The 16,303-nt window shown below is 55.8% G+C and carries 13 protein-coding genes and 4 pseudogenes; 12 read left to right on the plus strand and 5 right to left on the minus strand.

What is annotated here, in order from left to right; genetic code table 11:
• The first annotated feature begins 1 nt into the window (after nucleotide 1).
• The 3 genes from N8E88_RS11305 (at nucleotide 2) to N8E88_RS11315 (ending at nucleotide 2,118) form a co-directional block, all read left to right on the plus strand.
• The gene (locus N8E88_RS11305) at nucleotides 2–508 is read left to right on the plus strand and encodes a DUF995 domain-containing protein (protein WP_315975219.1); all 507 of its coding nucleotides are present in this window, start codon (nucleotides 2–4) and stop codon (nucleotides 506–508) included.
• A gap of 15 nt (nucleotides 509–523) precedes the next feature.
• A complete protein-coding gene (locus N8E88_RS11310; RefSeq protein ID WP_262291822.1) occupies nucleotides 524–1,468 on the plus strand; it encodes a glycoside hydrolase family 26 protein in 945 nt (314 codons plus the stop codon).
• A 131-nt stretch (nucleotides 1,469–1,599) separates the two neighbouring features.
• Nucleotides 1,600–2,118, plus strand: a complete 519-nt coding sequence (locus tag N8E88_RS11315; protein WP_262291823.1) for a DUF995 domain-containing protein — start codon at nucleotides 1,600–1,602, stop codon at nucleotides 2,116–2,118.
• A gap of 58 nt (nucleotides 2,119–2,176) precedes the next feature.
• Here the strand turns inward: N8E88_RS11315 and N8E88_RS11320 are convergent, their stop codons facing one another.
• On the minus strand, nucleotides 2,177–2,491 hold the full coding sequence (locus N8E88_RS11320) for a hypothetical protein (protein ID WP_262291824.1): 315 nt from the start codon (nucleotides 2,489–2,491) through the stop codon (nucleotides 2,177–2,179).
• Nucleotides 2,492–2,661: 170 nt separating this feature from the next.
• A complete protein-coding gene (locus N8E88_RS11325) occupies nucleotides 2,662–3,663 on the minus strand; it encodes a GGDEF domain-containing protein (RefSeq protein ID WP_262291825.1) in 1,002 nt (333 codons plus the stop codon).
• Between the two features lie 619 nt (nucleotides 3,664–4,282).
• Here N8E88_RS11325 and N8E88_RS11330 point away from each other — a divergent pair.
• Nucleotides 4,283–5,719, plus strand: coding sequence for a carotenoid oxygenase family protein (locus tag N8E88_RS11330; protein WP_262291826.1), 1,437 nt, complete (start codon nucleotides 4,283–4,285; stop codon nucleotides 5,717–5,719).
• 2 nt (nucleotides 5,720–5,721) lie between these two features.
• Here N8E88_RS11330 and N8E88_RS11335 read toward each other — a convergent pair whose 3' ends face one another.
• The gene (locus N8E88_RS11335; protein WP_262291788.1) at nucleotides 5,722–6,675 is read right to left on the minus strand and encodes an IS481 family transposase; all 954 of its coding nucleotides are present in this window, start codon (nucleotides 6,673–6,675) and stop codon (nucleotides 5,722–5,724) included.
• Nucleotides 6,676–7,108: 433 nt separating this feature from the next.
• Here N8E88_RS11335 and N8E88_RS11340 point away from each other — a divergent pair, with 433 nt between their 5' ends.
• Both N8E88_RS11340 and N8E88_RS11345 read left to right on the plus strand, forming a co-directional pair.
• A complete protein-coding gene (locus N8E88_RS11340) occupies nucleotides 7,109–7,411 on the plus strand; it encodes a type II toxin-antitoxin system Phd/YefM family antitoxin (RefSeq protein WP_262291827.1) in 303 nt (100 codons plus the stop codon).
• Entirely contained in the window at nucleotides 7,408–7,881 is a 474-nt protein-coding gene (locus N8E88_RS11345) for a type II toxin-antitoxin system VapC family toxin (protein WP_262291828.1), read from the plus strand. The genes N8E88_RS11340 and N8E88_RS11345 overlap by 4 nt, the downstream gene beginning before the upstream one ends.
• 335 nt (nucleotides 7,882–8,216) lie before the next feature.
• Here N8E88_RS11345 and N8E88_RS11350 read toward each other — a convergent pair whose 3' ends face one another.
• Together N8E88_RS11350 and N8E88_RS11355 are read right to left on the minus strand one after the other, a co-directional pair.
• The gene (locus N8E88_RS11350) at nucleotides 8,217–8,813 is read right to left on the minus strand and encodes a dimethylsulfoniopropionate lyase (RefSeq protein ID WP_262291829.1); all 597 of its coding nucleotides are present in this window, start codon (nucleotides 8,811–8,813) and stop codon (nucleotides 8,217–8,219) included.
• A 41-nt stretch (nucleotides 8,814–8,854) separates the two neighbouring features.
• Nucleotides 8,855–10,891: an NADH:flavin oxidoreductase gene (locus N8E88_RS11355; protein WP_262291830.1), complete on the minus strand. Its 2,037-nt coding sequence runs from the start codon at nucleotides 10,889–10,891 to the stop codon at nucleotides 8,855–8,857.
• Nucleotides 10,892–11,035: 144 nt separating this feature from the next.
• On the opposite strand from N8E88_RS11355, the gene N8E88_RS11360 reads away from it, so the two are divergent.
• The 6 genes and pseudogenes from N8E88_RS11360 to N8E88_RS11395 form a co-directional block, all read left to right on the plus strand.
• A complete protein-coding gene (locus N8E88_RS11360; RefSeq protein WP_262292416.1) occupies nucleotides 11,036–11,677 on the plus strand; it encodes a TetR/AcrR family transcriptional regulator in 642 nt (213 codons plus the stop codon).
• Nucleotides 11,678–11,979: 302 nt separating this feature from the next.
• Nucleotides 11,980–12,982: pseudogene (locus N8E88_RS11370) on the plus strand (ABC transporter substrate-binding protein).
• 96 nt (nucleotides 12,983–13,078) lie between these two features.
• Nucleotides 13,079–13,967 (plus strand): annotated as a pseudogene (locus N8E88_RS11375) (ABC transporter permease).
• On the plus strand, nucleotides 13,960–15,033 hold the full coding sequence (locus N8E88_RS11380) for a quaternary amine ABC transporter ATP-binding protein (RefSeq protein ID WP_262291831.1): 1,074 nt from the start codon (nucleotides 13,960–13,962) through the stop codon (nucleotides 15,031–15,033). The pseudogene N8E88_RS11375 and the gene N8E88_RS11380 overlap by 8 nt, the downstream one beginning before the upstream one ends.
• A gap of 22 nt (nucleotides 15,034–15,055) precedes the next feature.
• Nucleotides 15,056–15,516, plus strand: a pseudogene (locus tag N8E88_RS31540) (DUF3422 family protein); the annotation flags it as partial.
• Nucleotides 15,517–15,764: 248 nt separating this feature from the next.
• Nucleotides 15,765–16,013: pseudogene (locus N8E88_RS11395) on the plus strand (dihydrofolate reductase); the annotation flags it as partial.
• Nucleotides 16,014–16,303: the final 290 nt, after the last annotated feature.

The raw sequence follows: 16,303 nt of genomic DNA on the forward strand, positions 1-16,303 counted from the left end.
GATGATAACGACCGTCGCCTGGGCTGTAGCCTGCATTGCCGCACCGGCGCTTGCGGCGCCGTCGCAAGCTCCTGAACAGCCGGCGGGAACTCGCCCCATGACGGCCTTCGAACTCTACAGACTCTATAAGAACAAGAGCTGGCAGTGGGACAACGGAGCCGGGCAGATGCTAGATGCAGGACGCCAATTCAGTGCCTGGGCCGATGGCGAGAAGGGCAAATCCTGGGCGGAAGGACGCTGGGTCGTCGCCGAAAAAGGTCTGTTGTGTCTCAATGCGACATGGCATTCGCAACAGGGCGCGTTTCCGGCAAAGACCTGTTTCTCGCATCGTATCGGCAATGGAACGATTTATCAAAGACGTGAGCCCGATGGTAATTGGTATGTGTTTCGCCACGCCCAAGCCCGCAACGACGACGAGGCCCACAAACTGGTTGCTACAGATCTTGTTTCCCAACAACGCGACAGCATCAAAACCGCCATCAGCGCGGCCAAGCTGTCTGAACAATAAGAAAAGGAGGGGGCGATGAAACGTCTCTTTAAACTAAGCGCAGCTTTGCTTTGCGGCGCATTCGTTTCCGGTGGTGTATATGCTGCCAGTGGTGTGTCAGGAGCGAGCGTTGACAGCCGCAACCCGTTTCACGACAAGCGGCCAGTCATAACGGCTGAAGCCGTAACGCCTGGTGCCTACGATCCGCACGGGGACTTTTCCAACGATTCCAATTCCAAGATCGAACATCTGTTTTTGCCTTGGGAGGACGTAGATCTGGCGACCCTTAGTGCCGCGGATGCATATGCGCAGGCACGCGGGCGCTCCATCTTGATCACTATTGAACCGTGGTCATGGGCGCGTGACTGGCGCGTCAGCCCGGATGACCTGCTCAACGGTATTCTAGCCGGACGGTACGATTCCAACATGTCGGCGGTCTGCTCTGCGGCAGCAAAGCTGAAAAGCCCTGTCACCATCCGCTGGGCGCAGGAAATGGAAGATAATGACGGGCAGTTCACCTGGGCTTTCTGGAAGCCAGAAGGCTATGTGAAGGCCTATAGACATGTAAATGATGTATGCCGCAAGCAATTTCCTTCGGCCAAATATATGTGGTCGCCGAAGGGAGAGGCAGGCCTGGAAGCCTATTATCCGGGGGATGAATATGTCGACATCATCGGTCTGTCCGTCTTTGGCTATCAACCCTATGACAAGCTGGAGGTCGGTCACGACACGACGTTTGTTGAGCGGACGAAACCCGGATACGATCGTGTGGCACGCTTTGGCAAACCAATCGCCATTGCGGAGCTTGGCTATGAAGGCACCGACGACTATGTTCGCGACTGGGCTGCAGAAGCAAACAAGCCACATACTGAGTTCCCTGCCATGACCGCGGTTGTCTACTTCAACGATCGTGAAGTCTATGAGTGGCCGAGGAATGTCGGCAGACCTGATTGGCGCGTCGCCAACCATCCGCTGGACTGATCTTCGGTTTTCACGGGGCGGTTCGACTTTTCATCCCGTTGCGGGACCGCTCCATCCCTTGTTTCTACGCGATTCCAAACGCGGAAGCCTACCATTCTCGCTGGAACTGCTTTGTTAGTCAGGAATTAAAAATGTATTCGATCCATTCAACTATCGTAAGTACGATGCTCTCCGTATTCTTGCTGGCAGGCAATGCCAGCGCCGCATCCAGGCCACAAACGGACGACGCAACGGCCAAGCTTGCCGCCGCGGCGCCGCCGATGAATGCCATGGCACTGGAAAAGCTCTATGCCGGCCGTACATGGAAATGGAAAACTGGTGGTGGATTTTTTTCCGCTGACCGGTACCAGTTTGCCGCGTGGACGCGCGAAGGGGCGGCTTGGTCCTACGGCGAGGGGCGCTGGTATGCGACTAATGGCGGAAAGCTCTGCTTGCAGGCTCTGTGGTCAAACAGGATGGGAGGAAGCGGCGCGGTGACATGTTTCCTGCACCGCGAAAAGGACGGCGTGATTTATCAAAAGCCAAGCTTGGGCGGCAGCTGGTATGTGTTCCGGCATAATCCCGCCCAGAAGGATGATGAAGCGCTCAAGCTTGTCAAAGGCGATCGGGTGAGCAAGGAAGTGTCTCGTCTCAAGGACATTCGTCGATAAATTGGTGAGGAGCTGTCGGGCGGACCAGGCGCGACAGCTCCTTTACTGCGAAATCTCTTTAAACATTCGGCCGTTTGAAGATGCCTGGAGTATAGCAACGCGCTTTTTGCCCGAAGCCGCTTGGCGTACAGACATAAGGATTGCTGTTCATATATTGCGAGGCGGACACCTTTACGATCTTGCCAGCAGATTTGCCATAACGAATTTCGTTATTGACCCGATATTTGACGAGGTAGACGGATCGCATCTCTTGTTTTGGTTTGCTTCTTTCTCCGGCTTGAGCGCTTGCGCCAAGTACCGTGGAAACCGTGAGTCCGATTGCCGCCGCCGCTATCCATTTTAGACTGGGCCGATGCGCGATGGAAAACGTCATGTAGTAGCCTCCAATATTGCTGTTCTGGAGAGCGTTTTAGTGAACAGGATTTAAGGTTCCGGTCGAACTATCCTGAGAATTTTATGCAATTGTTGCTTTCTCGACCGACGCGACTGAAAAGTCATCGGAGACCGGGATCAACCCTTTCACGCCATGCACAGCGCCATTGCTCAATTAGTATATTTAACGCAGTCCCTCCCGGCACGTTTAGCAGCATAGAGGGCTGCATCTGCTCGCGCGATCAACTCAGCGACGCTTTCGCGCGAGCGCGCCTCGGCCACGCCGAGGCTTACCGTTACCCTCTGTGCCGCAGGCAGTCCATCGAACGAATTGTCGCGCATTTCGTGCCGAAGCCGCTCAGCAAAAGCGCGGGCTACCGAACCACCGCAATTGGGCATCAAAACGACAAATTCCTCGCCGCCCAGACGACCACAAATACCGGCTTGGCCGAGCATGTCGAGAAGCAGGCGGCCGAACCCTGACAGTACTTTGTCACCCACCTGATGACCGAAGGCATCGTTGATGTTCTTGAAGTGATCGATGTCGGCAACGACTAGGCTGACCGGCCTCATATTGGGGGTTCGAAGATGGGAAATAACGCACTCGTCAAAGCCGCGCCGATTCAATAATCCGGTAAGAGGATCCGTTGCCCTTTCCCGCCGCAGCACCTCAATCGTATCGCCAATGGTAACAGCGAGCAGGGCCAAGGCCAGCGCTACTCCCAGTATGGCCAATGAGAATTGCAGGGCCAACCAGAAGGGGCTGAAACCAAAACCTTGAGCGGCGGGGGCATTCGAACCAACGGTAAGGACCGTTCGGGGGAAGAAATGAACTGCAAACGCCAGCAGTATCCAGAAGAGAAACCGTTCCGACGCTCTTCCTAACCGAAGGTGACGCAACTTCCAAGCCGTGGCTGAGAGGATCAGCCCTAGCCCAAAATTCAGAATGTAAATGCGCATCAAGAGCTGGCGGTCGATGTAGTAAAAGTAGGCGACGCTGACAACCACGGACACAAGCCTGGCAAGATGCCCAAGTAAAGGAAGCCGCTTTCCCGAGCGCCGGAGCAGGCCATCACTCAGCACCAATACACTCAATGTATAGAGAAACGCCGATACAACGGCATTGGGGCCATGGCCCGGCGGAAACGCAAAAAGTTGGGATGACGTTCCCAAGCAGAACATAAACAAGAGACTGCAAAAAACAGCAGATATCGTTGCTTTCGCTCCCTCCACCAAGCTAGCAGGAATGACAAAGCAAAGATCAGAAGGATGGTGGGTCCGATCAACACAAGAGGATTTGAAGGGACTCTCATCAGATAGCAGAAGCTCTTTTTTCCAAGTCTTGAAGGTATAATATGGTGGTCGGCTTGTGACCGTTACAACAAATGCGCTGACAGTAGATCGCAGCAGATTTTGGTTCCTGCCACAACAATCGCAGGCTGTGAAGCATTACCGTGTCTTGGATTGGCGAATCTGATTTACGAAGGCAGGAATCGGGAGTTGTTGAGCGAGATGTCCAAAATCGCCCTGGCATCGGACTCTGCCGAAGTCATTGCGCCCTCCATTGTTATTGCAACCATCATGTTTACCGCTGAGAGTTGCGGCTGGTCCGCGAGGCGGGCCGCGCTTGGAGATTTCGCCGCCGCATCGGCTGATGAAAGGCGACGATTGCCAACACCGCGAGCGGTCGAGATGAATTATCCTGGTTCGACTGCGGCCCGGAACATCAAAGTTGCTTACGCGTTTTGTCGGCAGGAGAATGCAGACACCAGGCTGAACCAGGGAGGCCGGAATGCCTGGATTGAATTGTCAATATGGGCTGGGCTTCACAACACTCGAACGTGAAGTTGACCGGCTTTCGTTGCAAGTACAGGGCCTGTTGCCGGGGTGGCTGACGGGCCGACTGCTTCGAACAGGGCCTGCAAAATTCGAGGTTGGGCACCAGGTCTATAGGCACTGGTTCGACGGGCTCGCCATGCTCCACGCCTTCGATTTCGGCGACAGCATGGTCCGCTATTCAAACCGCTTCATCCGCTCACGGGCCTATTGCGAGGCCATGGAGAAGGGCCGCGTCGCGCGTGGCGAATTCATGACCGATCCGTGCCGCACACTCTTCGGTCGTGTGATGGCGATTTTCCGCCCGAAGCCAACCGACAACGCGAATGTCAACGTTTCCGTGCTGGACGACGAGATCGTCGCGCTGACCGAAACACCGATGCCGATCGTCTTCGATCCGCATACGCTCGAAACGCGCGGCAGATTGCAATTCAGCTCCGCCATCAGGGGGCATGTCTCGACCGCGCATCCGCACGGCGACGGAAAGCGCGAATACTCCTATGTCATCGATATGGGCCGTCGCAGCACCTATCGCCTTTTCATCAATGAAAAGGGAGAGCAACGCGTCCTAGCCGAACTGCCCAGCGATCGTCCCAGTTACATGCATTCATTCGGCATGTCGGAACATTATCTTGTACTGACAGAGTTTCCGCTGCGGGTGAACCCGCTCAGGCTCGCCCTATCGGGCCACCCCTTCATCACGAACTATCGCTGGCGACCAGAGCTCGGCACGCTGTTCACGGTGATCGACAAGGCCAGCGGCGCCATCATCGCCCAGGCAAAGGCGGCGCCCTGTTTCTGCTTCCATCACGTCAACGCATATGAGGCGGATGGAGCGCTGCTGGTGGACATTCTCGCCTATCCCGACGCAAGGATCGTCGATGATCTGCGCCTCGACCATCTGCGCGCCGGAGCGAAAATCGATCCGACCTCGACCTTGACGCGATACCGGATTCCGCTCGACAGTCACAGTTCAGGAGCTGTTGAGGTTGAGCCGGAGCCACTCTGCGACATGCGGATCGAGTTGCCGCGCATCGACTATTCCCGCCGCGCTGGCAGATCGTATCATTGCGTATGGGGAACAGGTCAAACCAGATTGGACAACTTCCTCGACACTATCACTAAGATTGAGCTTTCGCAGACCGCGCCGGCGACCGTGACGACCTGGACAGAGCCAGGCTGCTTTCCCGGGGAGCCTGTCTTCGTGGCACGGCCGGAGGGCATAGCAGAGGACGATGGCGTGCTCTTGTCCGTTGTGCTCGATGCCAACGCTGGGACATCATTCCTGCTTGTGCTCAACGCCGCGACACTTGCCGAAATCGCCAGGGCGTCCGTGCCACATCACATTCCCTTTGGGTTTCATGGCAACTACTTTGCGAGCAGCTTTTCCTAGAGCTAGCTGTGGAACCTCAACAGGTTGTCCCGATCCAGGCCGAGACGGCTGATAGGTGGTTTTGATCCTAAACTGCCGTGCGGCCTGTGCCAATTGTAGCGATGAAGCCAGTGCGGCAGCTCCTCCGTGCGTTCTTGAGAGTTGTTGTAAGCACGAGCGTAAGCCCATTCGCGTAGGCTCGTCTGAATGAAGCGTTCGGCCTTACCATTGGTCTTAGGCGTGTATGGTCTTGTGAAGACTTGACGCAAGCCCAGACGTTTGCAGGCTGTGCGGAAAGCCTTTGACCGGTAGCATGACCCGTTGTCGGTCATCACGCGCTCGATACAGATACCCAGCTTCGCATAGTAGGCGACGGCAGCCTCCAGGAAGGCAACGGCGCTCTCTTTGCGCTCATCTGGCATGACCTGCACAAAAGCGACCCGCGAAGCGTCATCAATGCAGACGTGGACGAACTCCCAGCCGATGCCCAGATGGCGGTTGACAACGCCCGTTTGCCGTCCGGTGATGCGGTGTCCCACCGAGCCAATACGGCCAAGCTTCTTAATGTCGAGATGAATGAGTTCGCCCGGATGTTCCCGTTCATAGCGGCGCACGGGTTCGGGATCCAGGGCGCTCAGTTTGTTGAGGCCCAACCGGCGCAGAACACGGCTGACAGTTGCCGGCGAGACGCCGACCTCGGCAGCGATCTGCTTGCCTGTCCAACGCTGGCGGCGTAACCGCTCAATCGTCCCGACAATGGCTTCAGGGGTCGGCCGGCGCAAGCGATGTGGTCGCGACGAACGATCCTCCAGTCCGCTCAAGCCCTCGCGGCGATACCGATCGACCCATTTGCGCACCGTCCGCGGGCACACGCCTGCGGCTTCGGCAACGGCCTGCGGCGTCTGCCCGCCCTCGACCTGGCTCACAATTCGCTCTCGACCATACCGCGTAAGACGGGCATTCTTGTGGATGTTCATCCGGTCCTCCAAGAGTCACTGAAGCTTCGACAACCTCAGTCTCCCCGGTTTGGACCGGATGGACAACCTATTGAAAGCTCACAGCTAGCTATCAAGAGAATGGCCGCATTCTTCGTGTCGTCGACAATGCCGTCGCCATCCGTCATGCAGCACTTCGAGCCGAAAACGTTCAAACGCCGTGATGGCGATCGTCCCTTTTGGCGGCTTTGTCCCAACCGTCTTCAGGATTAGATGCTTCCCACCCTCGGGTATCCGCGACGCTTCGGTCAGCCTGTCAAGATAGGGCGATGAGCTCCTCCTCTCTCGTTCACTCCGGTCCTTTGAGGAGATATCGATACGCGATCCTGCATTTTTTCATGAATTCGCCGATCCGCGGTCTAGAATTTCCGCGGCGAATGCGCTATCTATCTGACTATCTGACCAGGTAGGACCGATGGGCAAGCAAGCAGAACTGACCAAGAGCAAAAAATCCGCCAATAAAGCGGCGGGCGGACGCTGGAAGCTCGAGGACGCCAAGGCCCGGTTCAGCGAGGTGGTCCGGCATGCCCGCCAGGACGGACCTCAGCGCGTGACCGTGCGTGGCCATGATGCCGTCGTCGTCATGAGCGTAGAGGAATTCGACAGGCTTGCACCGGAAAAGCCACGTGCGCCGTTTGTCGCGTTCATGGAAAGCCTGCATCTCGACGGGCTTGACCTGGAACGCGAGATGGATCGCGGCCGGGACGTCGAGCTTTGAGAGGCTGGCTGCTCGACACCAACGTCGTGGCCGCTCTGATCAATCCGCGGGGGGCACCCTCGGTGAAGAGATGGGCCGCCGCTCAGGACGAGGATACCTTCCATATCAGCGTTCTTACACTGGCCGAATACGATAAGGGCATTTACAACCTTCCTACCGATCACGAAGACCGTCCTCGCTACATTGCGGCGCGCGATGTGCTTGCCGAACGGTTCGGCCGGCGCGTCCTGTCGCTCGATGACGACATCGTCTGGCATTGGGGTAGGATCTCCGGAAAGGTGAAACGGGAAAGCGGTCACGCCCCGCCGGTGATCGACACGATGCTTGCTGCAACCGCGATCGATCTCGATCTCTATTTGGTCACGCGCAATGTCCGGGACGCTCGTCCGTCCGGCGCGATTGTCTTCGACCCGTGGAATGACGATGCGGAGAAATTCCCGCTGAGCCCGCGCGGACGCGGTACGCCATAGCGACAGTGAAAAGGCCGATCTCACGGCCGGCCAGATTGCGAAGTGGCGCAATGGACGAGACCGGGGCTCGTCCATGGCGGCTTATAAGGCCGCCGACTGGAGTTCGACGCCTTGCGGTCGAGCGACTGGCCAGGGATGTTCGTTGTCTTCTCTATTCGGCGTGGTGAGGTCAAGCCCCTTCTGACTGTCCTAGCTTCCGTAGCTATGGTGATTGATGTCTTCGCAGTATCGCGCTTCTCTCGTGCCTTAAGCCCGAAATCTTTAGAGTCACCCCGTGGCACTGATCCAAGCAGGGGGGCAAATCAGCTCTGCATCTTCTGCTTTCGAACTCCAGACTAGCACTCCGCGAGCAAAGCCCAAAATGCGAAGAGCGGTGTATTGACTGAACGCATGGCATGCTTGATCCCCGGAACATTGTAGAACGAGCCGCCAATTCCTGGCGAGAACCAGTCACCTTCTCCTTGCTGAAATTCGCCTCTAGAGAGCACAAGATAGACCTCTTCCGGCGCGTGATCGTGGTCCGGGTAACGCACGTTCGGAGCTAACAGGGTCACACCTATCCAGACGTCCATGCGTTGCTCCAATCCACCCGGACCAATAATCATCGCATTTGCATGACGCTCGACGAAGTTCTCACTGGCCGAGCCGTCATATGACGTGCGACGACGCCATTCGAGTTGCGGCTCAATTCCTTTGAATCGCTCTATCAATCGCCGAAGTGACGGGAACCCGGGCTCTATGGCCAATGCTGTGTCCAAATGTTGGCAAACGGGAAGTTTGCTTCCCGGGCCTTCCCGCTGCACGCCCGGCCGCTCCAGAGCTGCGAAAATCTCAAGAATGCATCGGCGAGACTCCGGCGCACGGGCGAACTGGTCGAAGGCCACAAATGCGCAATCCGTGAATAATTGCAGGTCGTCGCTACGTTCCATCATTTGCTCACCTAAAAAATCCAGACCGTCAGTCCCGCTCAAGATCAGATATCCTTCGCAATGCGCAGGCCGTCATAGATCGCAGCGTGCGTGTTTCGCGCTGCCACTGCATCCCCTATGCGGAACAGCTGGAATTTTCCCTCTGGATTGCGGACGACTGCTTGCTGTTGTCCAGAAAGCAGCTGGTCGTGCGATATTTCACCCAAGTTGGTCGAGGCTGGCTTCAGCTCAAAATAAATGTCGTCTAGCGGGATCGTGCCATGATTGACAACAATCTGGTCGACCATCCGCTGCATGCTGACGCCACCATAGTCACTGCCAATATGAGCGATAATCTGATTGCCGCTCTTCTCTGCAGCCTCCAGCCGGTACGTAACGGTGAAGGTAATGTCGAGCTTCTGGAGGGAGCGCATATAGGGCACGAGGTTCATCGCCATAACCTCCGGCGCAAACGAGCGATCCGGCGTCATGATCTCGACCTTGGCCCCGGCACGGGCCAAAAATTCCGCAGCCTGGAGGCCGGCATGGTCGCCAGCGTCATCAAAAATCAGAACGTTCGCGCCAGGCTTCACATCGCCGGAAATGATGTCCCAAGCCGAAACGACCAGTTCGTTACCTTTTGACAGAACTTCGGTATGCGGTATGCCGCCCGTGGCAACGATGACGACGTCCGGGTGTTCAGCCGAGACAATGTTCGCTTCCGCCCAGGTGTTGAAATGGAAAGTTACGCCGAGCTTCTCGCATTGGCTCATGCGCCAGTCGATAATGCTGATCATTTCTCGGCGACGTGCACTTTGCGCGGTCAGTCGAATCTGGCCGCCCGGGTTGTCTGCTGCCTCGAAGACCACGACATCGTGGCCACGATCACCTGCGACGCGCGCAGCTTCAAGACCGCCCGGACCCGCTCCTACGATGACAACCTTTTTCCGAACGTCCGCTTTTTTGACGATATGCGGCATGGTCAGTTCGCGACCTGTTGCAGCGTTATGAATGCAGTAGGCGGCTCCACCCTGATAGATGCGGTCGAGACAGTAGTTCGCGCCGACGCATGGTCTGATGTCGTCCTCACGCTTTTCGATGATCTTTTGCACGATATGCGGATCCGTCATATGGGCGCGCGTCATACCGACCATGTCAACCTTGCCAGCCGCGATGGCATGGCGAGCGGTGGCGACATCCGGAATCTTCGCTGCGTGGAAAGTGGGAAACTTTGTCGCCGCCCGAATCTCGCCTGCGAAATCGAGATGCGGCGCGTTTGCCATACCCTGGATCGGGATCACGTCGGTCAGACCCGCATCAGTGTCGATATGACCGCGGATAATGTTCAAGTAATCAATCAGTCCACTGTCCTTGAGGCGCTTCGAGATCTCGATGCCCTCTGCCTTACCCGTTCCGCCCGGGAGACATTCGTCGGCGGTGTAGCGCACACCCAGGATAAAATCGTCGCCAACCCGTTCCCGCATTGCTTTGAAAACATCGAAACAAAAGCGAAGGCGATTGTCCAGAGAACCTCCGTAAGGACCGTCCAGCTCGTTTGTAAGTGGAGAGGTGAATTGATCGATGAGATGGCCGTAAGCCTCAAGTTCGACACCATCCATGCCGCCAGCCTTCATGCGCTCGGCGGCGTCGGCAAAATCCTTGATGATGCGCTCGATATCCCAGTCTTCAATCTTCTTCGGAAATGCGCGATGTGATGCCTCACGATGATGCGAGGGGGCGACGACGGGAAGCCAGTCGGCCTTATCCCAGCGCGTGCGGCGGCCAAGATGTGTCAGCTGAATCATGATGGCCGCACCCTCCTCGTGCACGGCATCGGTCATGTGCCTGATCCACGGAACGATTTCGTCCTTATAGGCGAGCAGGTTGTTAAAGACGGGCGGACTGTCCCTCGACACTGCCGCGGATCCAGCGGTCATGGTGAGGGCGACGCCTCCTCTGGCCCGTTCGAGCGTATAGGCAAGGTACCGTTCCTTCGGCATTCCATCTTCCGGATAGGCCGGCTCATGGGAAGTCACGATGATGCGGTTACGAAGCTTCAAGTGCTTGAGCTGATAGGGCTGAAGAAGGGGATCGTTCGACATACGCCTGCCTCCGGATTAGAAAGTCAGCACACGCTAAGTGCAATGTACATTCATGTCAAGATAAGTGACATATTAGTCTTTTTTATCGACATGTCTGTACATTTCGGTTGTGTGGGGCTTCAAATTTTGTTAGGAGGTAATTCCATGGATCAAACTGTAAACGACACCGGTTGGCGCGGATCACAGGAGGGATGGCTGGAAGCGGCCTATGATTGCCTGCTTGAATCGGGTGTGGCTTCGGTGAAAATTCTGCCGCTGGCCAAAAAACTCGGTCTCTCGCGCACGAGCTTTTACTGGTTCTTCAAAGATCGTGAGGAATTGCTTGCCGCGCTGGTGGCAAAATGGCGCGAGAAAAACACCGGCAATATGGTCAAGCAGTCGGAAGCCTATGCGGAGTCCTTGGCAGAGGCGATGCTGAACGTATTCGATTGCTGGCTCAATGCCGACCTCTTCGACGCAAAATTCGAATTCGCCATCCGCAGTTGGGCGTTGGAGTCGCCCGAAATCCTTGACGAGGTCCAAATGGCCGACCAAGTGCGCCTCGAGGCGCTCAAGCGAATGTTTGTTCGTTTCGGCCATTCGGAAACGACCGCCGATGTACGTGCACGAACGACCTACCTCGTGCAGATCGGATACATCTCCATGCAGTCCGAGGAAAATATCGCGATCCGCATGAAGCGAATTCCAGAATACATCGCGATCTACACCGGCCAGATCCCCCAGAAGAGAGAGCTTGATCGCTTTTTCTCGAGGCATTGCTACAAACCAGAAGACGGGCCGGCGTAATGAGCGGGTCGTTGCGCATCGGCATTACCGGTGGAGGTAGGTGGCTCGGTGGAGCGATCGTGAAGTCGATCCTCGATGCCGGCATAACCACTCATCAATCATTCGCATTGCCCTATCGCAGTGATCAGTCAGACCACTTCCATCAAGGATATGAGCGCTGGGGTCGACGGCGAAGTCTCAGAGCACTGGGAAGCGGCGTCCCGAAATCGGTGAGAACGGGAGAAATCCCTGACAGCCGTTAATGCGGGCGATCCGCGGCCCCCCGCTTGCTACTCGAGGCCGCTAGAAATGAGGGAACGAGAATGAAAAAACTACTTGCGTCGACAAGCCTGATTTTCGGCCTGCTAGGAGGCGCCTCTTTTGCCAGCGCTGCGGAATGCGGCACTATCACCATCGCCAGCATGAATTGGCAGAGCGCCGAAGTCCTTTCGAGATCTAGACAAGATCATTCTGAACGAAGGTTACGGCTGCCAGGCGGATATCACCGTCGGTGACACAGTCCCGACAATCACCTCGATGGCCGAAAAGGGGCAGCCGGACATTGCGCCCGAAGCATGGGTTGATCTGCTTCCGGACATCGTGAAGAAAGGAACGGAAGAAGGCAAGATTATCCAGGTCGGCTCGCCGCTGCCCGATGGCGGCATCCAAGGCTGGTGGATCCCTAAATATTTTGCCGATGCTCACCCGGACATCAAGACCATACCGGACTTGCTAAAGCATCCGGAACTTTTTCCGGATTCAGAAGACTCTTCAAAAGGCGCGATCTTCAATGGTCCGTCGGGCTGGGGTGGTACATTGGTGACCACGCAACTTTATAAAGCTTTTGACGCGGAAAAAGCTGGTTTCAAACTCGTGGATACCGGTTCGGCGGCGGGCCTCGACGGTTCCATCGCCAAGGCCTATGAGCGCAAGCAAGGTTGGGTTGGCTATTATTGGGCGCCAACCGCTATCCTTGGCAAATATCCAATGGTCAAGCTGGAGCCAGGCGTTCCTAATGACCTTGCGGAATGGAAGCGCTGCAACACAGTAGCAGATTGCCCCGATCCGAAACCGAATGCATGGCCAGTGGACACGATTGTAACGCTGGTGGCGAAGCCGTTCTCAGAAAAAGCTCCTCCAGAAGTGATGGACTATCTCAAGCAGCGTTCCTGGAGCAACGACACTGTTAACAAGCTGATGGCCTGGATGACCGACAATCAGGCTACGGGTGAAGATGGTGCCAAGCATTTCCTGAAGGAAAACAAGAACGATTGGACCAAGTGGGTCTCGCCGGAAGCAGCCAAGAAAATCGACGCTTCTCTCTGATCGTCCCATATTGCGGTGCGCCTTGGCGCACCGCAGCTCACTTGCCGACAACGATAAAAGACTTGCCACGGCTTCTTTAAAACGAGGGGAACCCGCATGGAATGGTTTTACTCATTTCCCAATATGAATGACGACACGCTGCGCAACTTGAAAAAGGCGATGGACGAGGGTTTCAAGGCGTTCACTCGTCAGTATGGCGATGTCATCGAGTCGTTTTTTCAACCCCTGCAGTATTTTCTCATTCAGGCAGAACGTTTCATGACGACGACGCCGTGGCCGGTCATGATCGTGCTCATTGGCGGCATTGCATGGATAGCCAGCCGCAACTGGAAGATCGTAGGTGGTACCATCCTGACCCTTCTCCTCATCGGCTATTTCGATATGTGGAGTGATGCGATGAAGACCATTGCCATGATTTTCGTCGGCACGGTCGTTTCCATCGTCGTTGGTATCCCGATTGGCATCGTCATGGCACGTTCTGATGGTTTCCAGCGCATGGTCAATCCCATCCTTGACGTCATGCAGACAATGCCGAGCTTCGTCTATTTGATTCCGGTTGTGATGTTGCTCGGCATCGGCAAGGTCCCAGGCCTTATCGCTGTTGTGATCTACGCTATTCCGCCGATGATCTCGCCTGACTAATCTCGGTATCAGGCTCGTCGACAAGGACGTCCTGGAGGCAGCCGATGCATTCGGGTCTTCAAGCTGGCAGCGATTGAGGAACGTCCAGATACCCCTCGCTCTGCCGACAATCATGGCTGGCATCAACCAGACAATCATGATGGCTCTCGCCATGGTGGTTATCGCATCCATGATCGGCGTCCAGGGACTTGGACAGCCTGTGTTGCGTTCGGTCAACGGTCAATTCTTCTCGCTCGGACTTTTCAACGGCCTTGCCATTGTTGGCATAGCCATCATCTTTGACCGCGTTAGTCAGGCCTATGGCAAGCGTCTACAAAAGCACCAGGAGGTTGTCCATGGCTGATCGTTCGGTTCAGGGAGCAGGAATCAAGATCAAGAATCTCTACAAGATTTTCGGCCAGAGACCGCAAACCTATGTAGAGGCTGTCAAGAAAGGCATGTCGAAGACCGAACTCAACGAAGAGCATGGACACGTTCTTGGCTTGCGGGACATCAACATCGATATGCCGGCCGGTTGCATCCAAGTTGTTATGGGGCTCTCCGGTTCAGGAAAATCCACATTGATCCGCCACATCAATCGCCTGATCGATCCAACGGCAGGTGAAGTCATCATCGATGGCGCCGATGTATGCAAGATGAACCAGAACGATCTGCGTCAGTTCCGGCGCCACAAGACGGCAATGGTTTTCCAGAAATTTGCTTTGCTGCCTCATCGCACAGTGCTGGATAACACCGTCTATGGCCTTGAGATACAGGGCCTGTCGCGGGAAAAGCAGGAGGAGCAGGCAAGGCGTTGGATTGGCCGGGTTGGACTCAAAGGCTTTGAGGATCATTATCCTAACCAGCTGTCCGGTGGCATGCAGCAACGTGTCGGTCTCGCTCGCGCCCTGACCAACGATGCGCCCATCCTGCTGATGGACGAAGCTTTCTCGGCGCTCGACCCGCTTATTCGAATGGATATGCAATCGGTTCTTCTCGATCTGCAGAAGGAAATCAGGAAAACGGTCGTTTTCATCACCCACGATCTCGATGAGGCCTTGCGACTGGGTGATCGCATCGCAATCCTCCGTGACGGTGAAGTTGTTCAACAGGGAACCGGGCAAGATATCGTTCTAAAACCTGCAGACGAGTATATTTCGAGCTTCGTAAAAGAGGTCAATCGCGGCCGCGTCATCATGGTCGACACGATTGCCACGCAATCCGGTGCGCCGTCGGCAACGGGCGGTGTGACAGTCAAAACCGGTACGATTCTTGAAGAAGCTGCCAAGACGATGACCGACGCCAACCAGCAATACGCAACTGTTATTGATGATAACGGGAAACCCACTGGCGTCATCAGCATGAATAATTTGATTCAAGCGATGGTCACACCGATCAGCCATCTGACATCGAAAGCTGCGGCTGAGTAGGCGAAGGCTTTGTACATCGGTTATCTCCGGAGCTACACCAAAGCGCTGTCGATCTCAACATCCATTGCGCGTGGAGCTTCATAACGAGCTACCATGCGCGTCCATCGCTCGATTTTGATCGAGATACCGATGTTTGGCATGTCGCCATCGTTGGCGACGACGGCCCTCCTCCAGCCCCGGTTAGTCCTCCCGGACTGGAGGAGGTGTCGACCACGCCGCAAGGCAAGCATGGCATTGGGCGTTTCGCTGGCCGCCGCCTCAAGTGGGAACTCCATACCGAATTCTTGATACTGACCCTTTGTCGTGCGCCCCTCGGACAGTCTCGGCGGCACCCCTCCGCCAGCGTTCCAGGAACTTTGCGACCGCGCTGACGGACAGGTCATCGCCGCCGTCCGCGTCCTTGTGCGCGACGAAAAAGATGGCCGGCGCCTTGAAAAACCCAGCGCCGACTTTGTTGCGTCTGAGCTTGGCGGCGGTGATGCGTGCCCTTTCGGGATGAATCGCGGTATTGATATCCCCGCTCTTGAGCAGATCGCCAACAATGGCCAGTTCGGCGCGCTCGACGACAGCTCCGACGTCAATGAAAAGCCATGCCACTGGTCTGACCAAGCGTTAAACGGCCTCTGATTATTTGCTACATTTGCCAAAGTGACGATAGTTTGTGCCAACCTCTCTTCTACGCTGCAACGAGTCAAAACAGTCAAAAAGACCTGGGTTGGAGACTTAGCTGCATGGCAAGGATCGTCTTTGGAATGAACCAGTCCCTGGACGGCTATGTCGACCACCAGGAATTTGCGCCGGATCCCGAACTGTTTCGTCACTGGATAGGGCACGTCCGCGGCCTGACAGGCAGTGTGTACGGCCGCCGCATGTACGAGGTCATGCGCTATTGGGACGAAGACCGTCCTGCATGGAGTGCGGAGCAACACGACTTCGCGATGGCGTGGCGGAGCCAACCGAAGTGGGTCGTGTCGGGTTCGCACCGCCTTACGACTCACACCGAAGTTTACGCCCCATTCTATTGAAGAATATAGCTATAAGACATGCAAATTGGCCCGGCTTACGGGGTAATCAGCACACAAATAATTCGATGCCGAAGGTTCCGTGCTGATTGACAGGAAGTGATCTATCGAGTCAACCCGCCGAGGGCACTAGTCCTTCAATGTGAAATTCAAACCCGCGTCTTGTACGAAATCGATGCGCACGAATAACTGTTCGTTAAAAAATGCCGATAGTAGCGATATTCTAGTGGACTTTATTAGTGCTTCAA

This window comes from Phyllobacterium zundukense (assembly GCF_025452195.1).
In the GTDB taxonomy this organism is placed as follows: Bacteria; Pseudomonadota; Alphaproteobacteria; order Rhizobiales; family Rhizobiaceae; genus Phyllobacterium; species Phyllobacterium zundukense_A.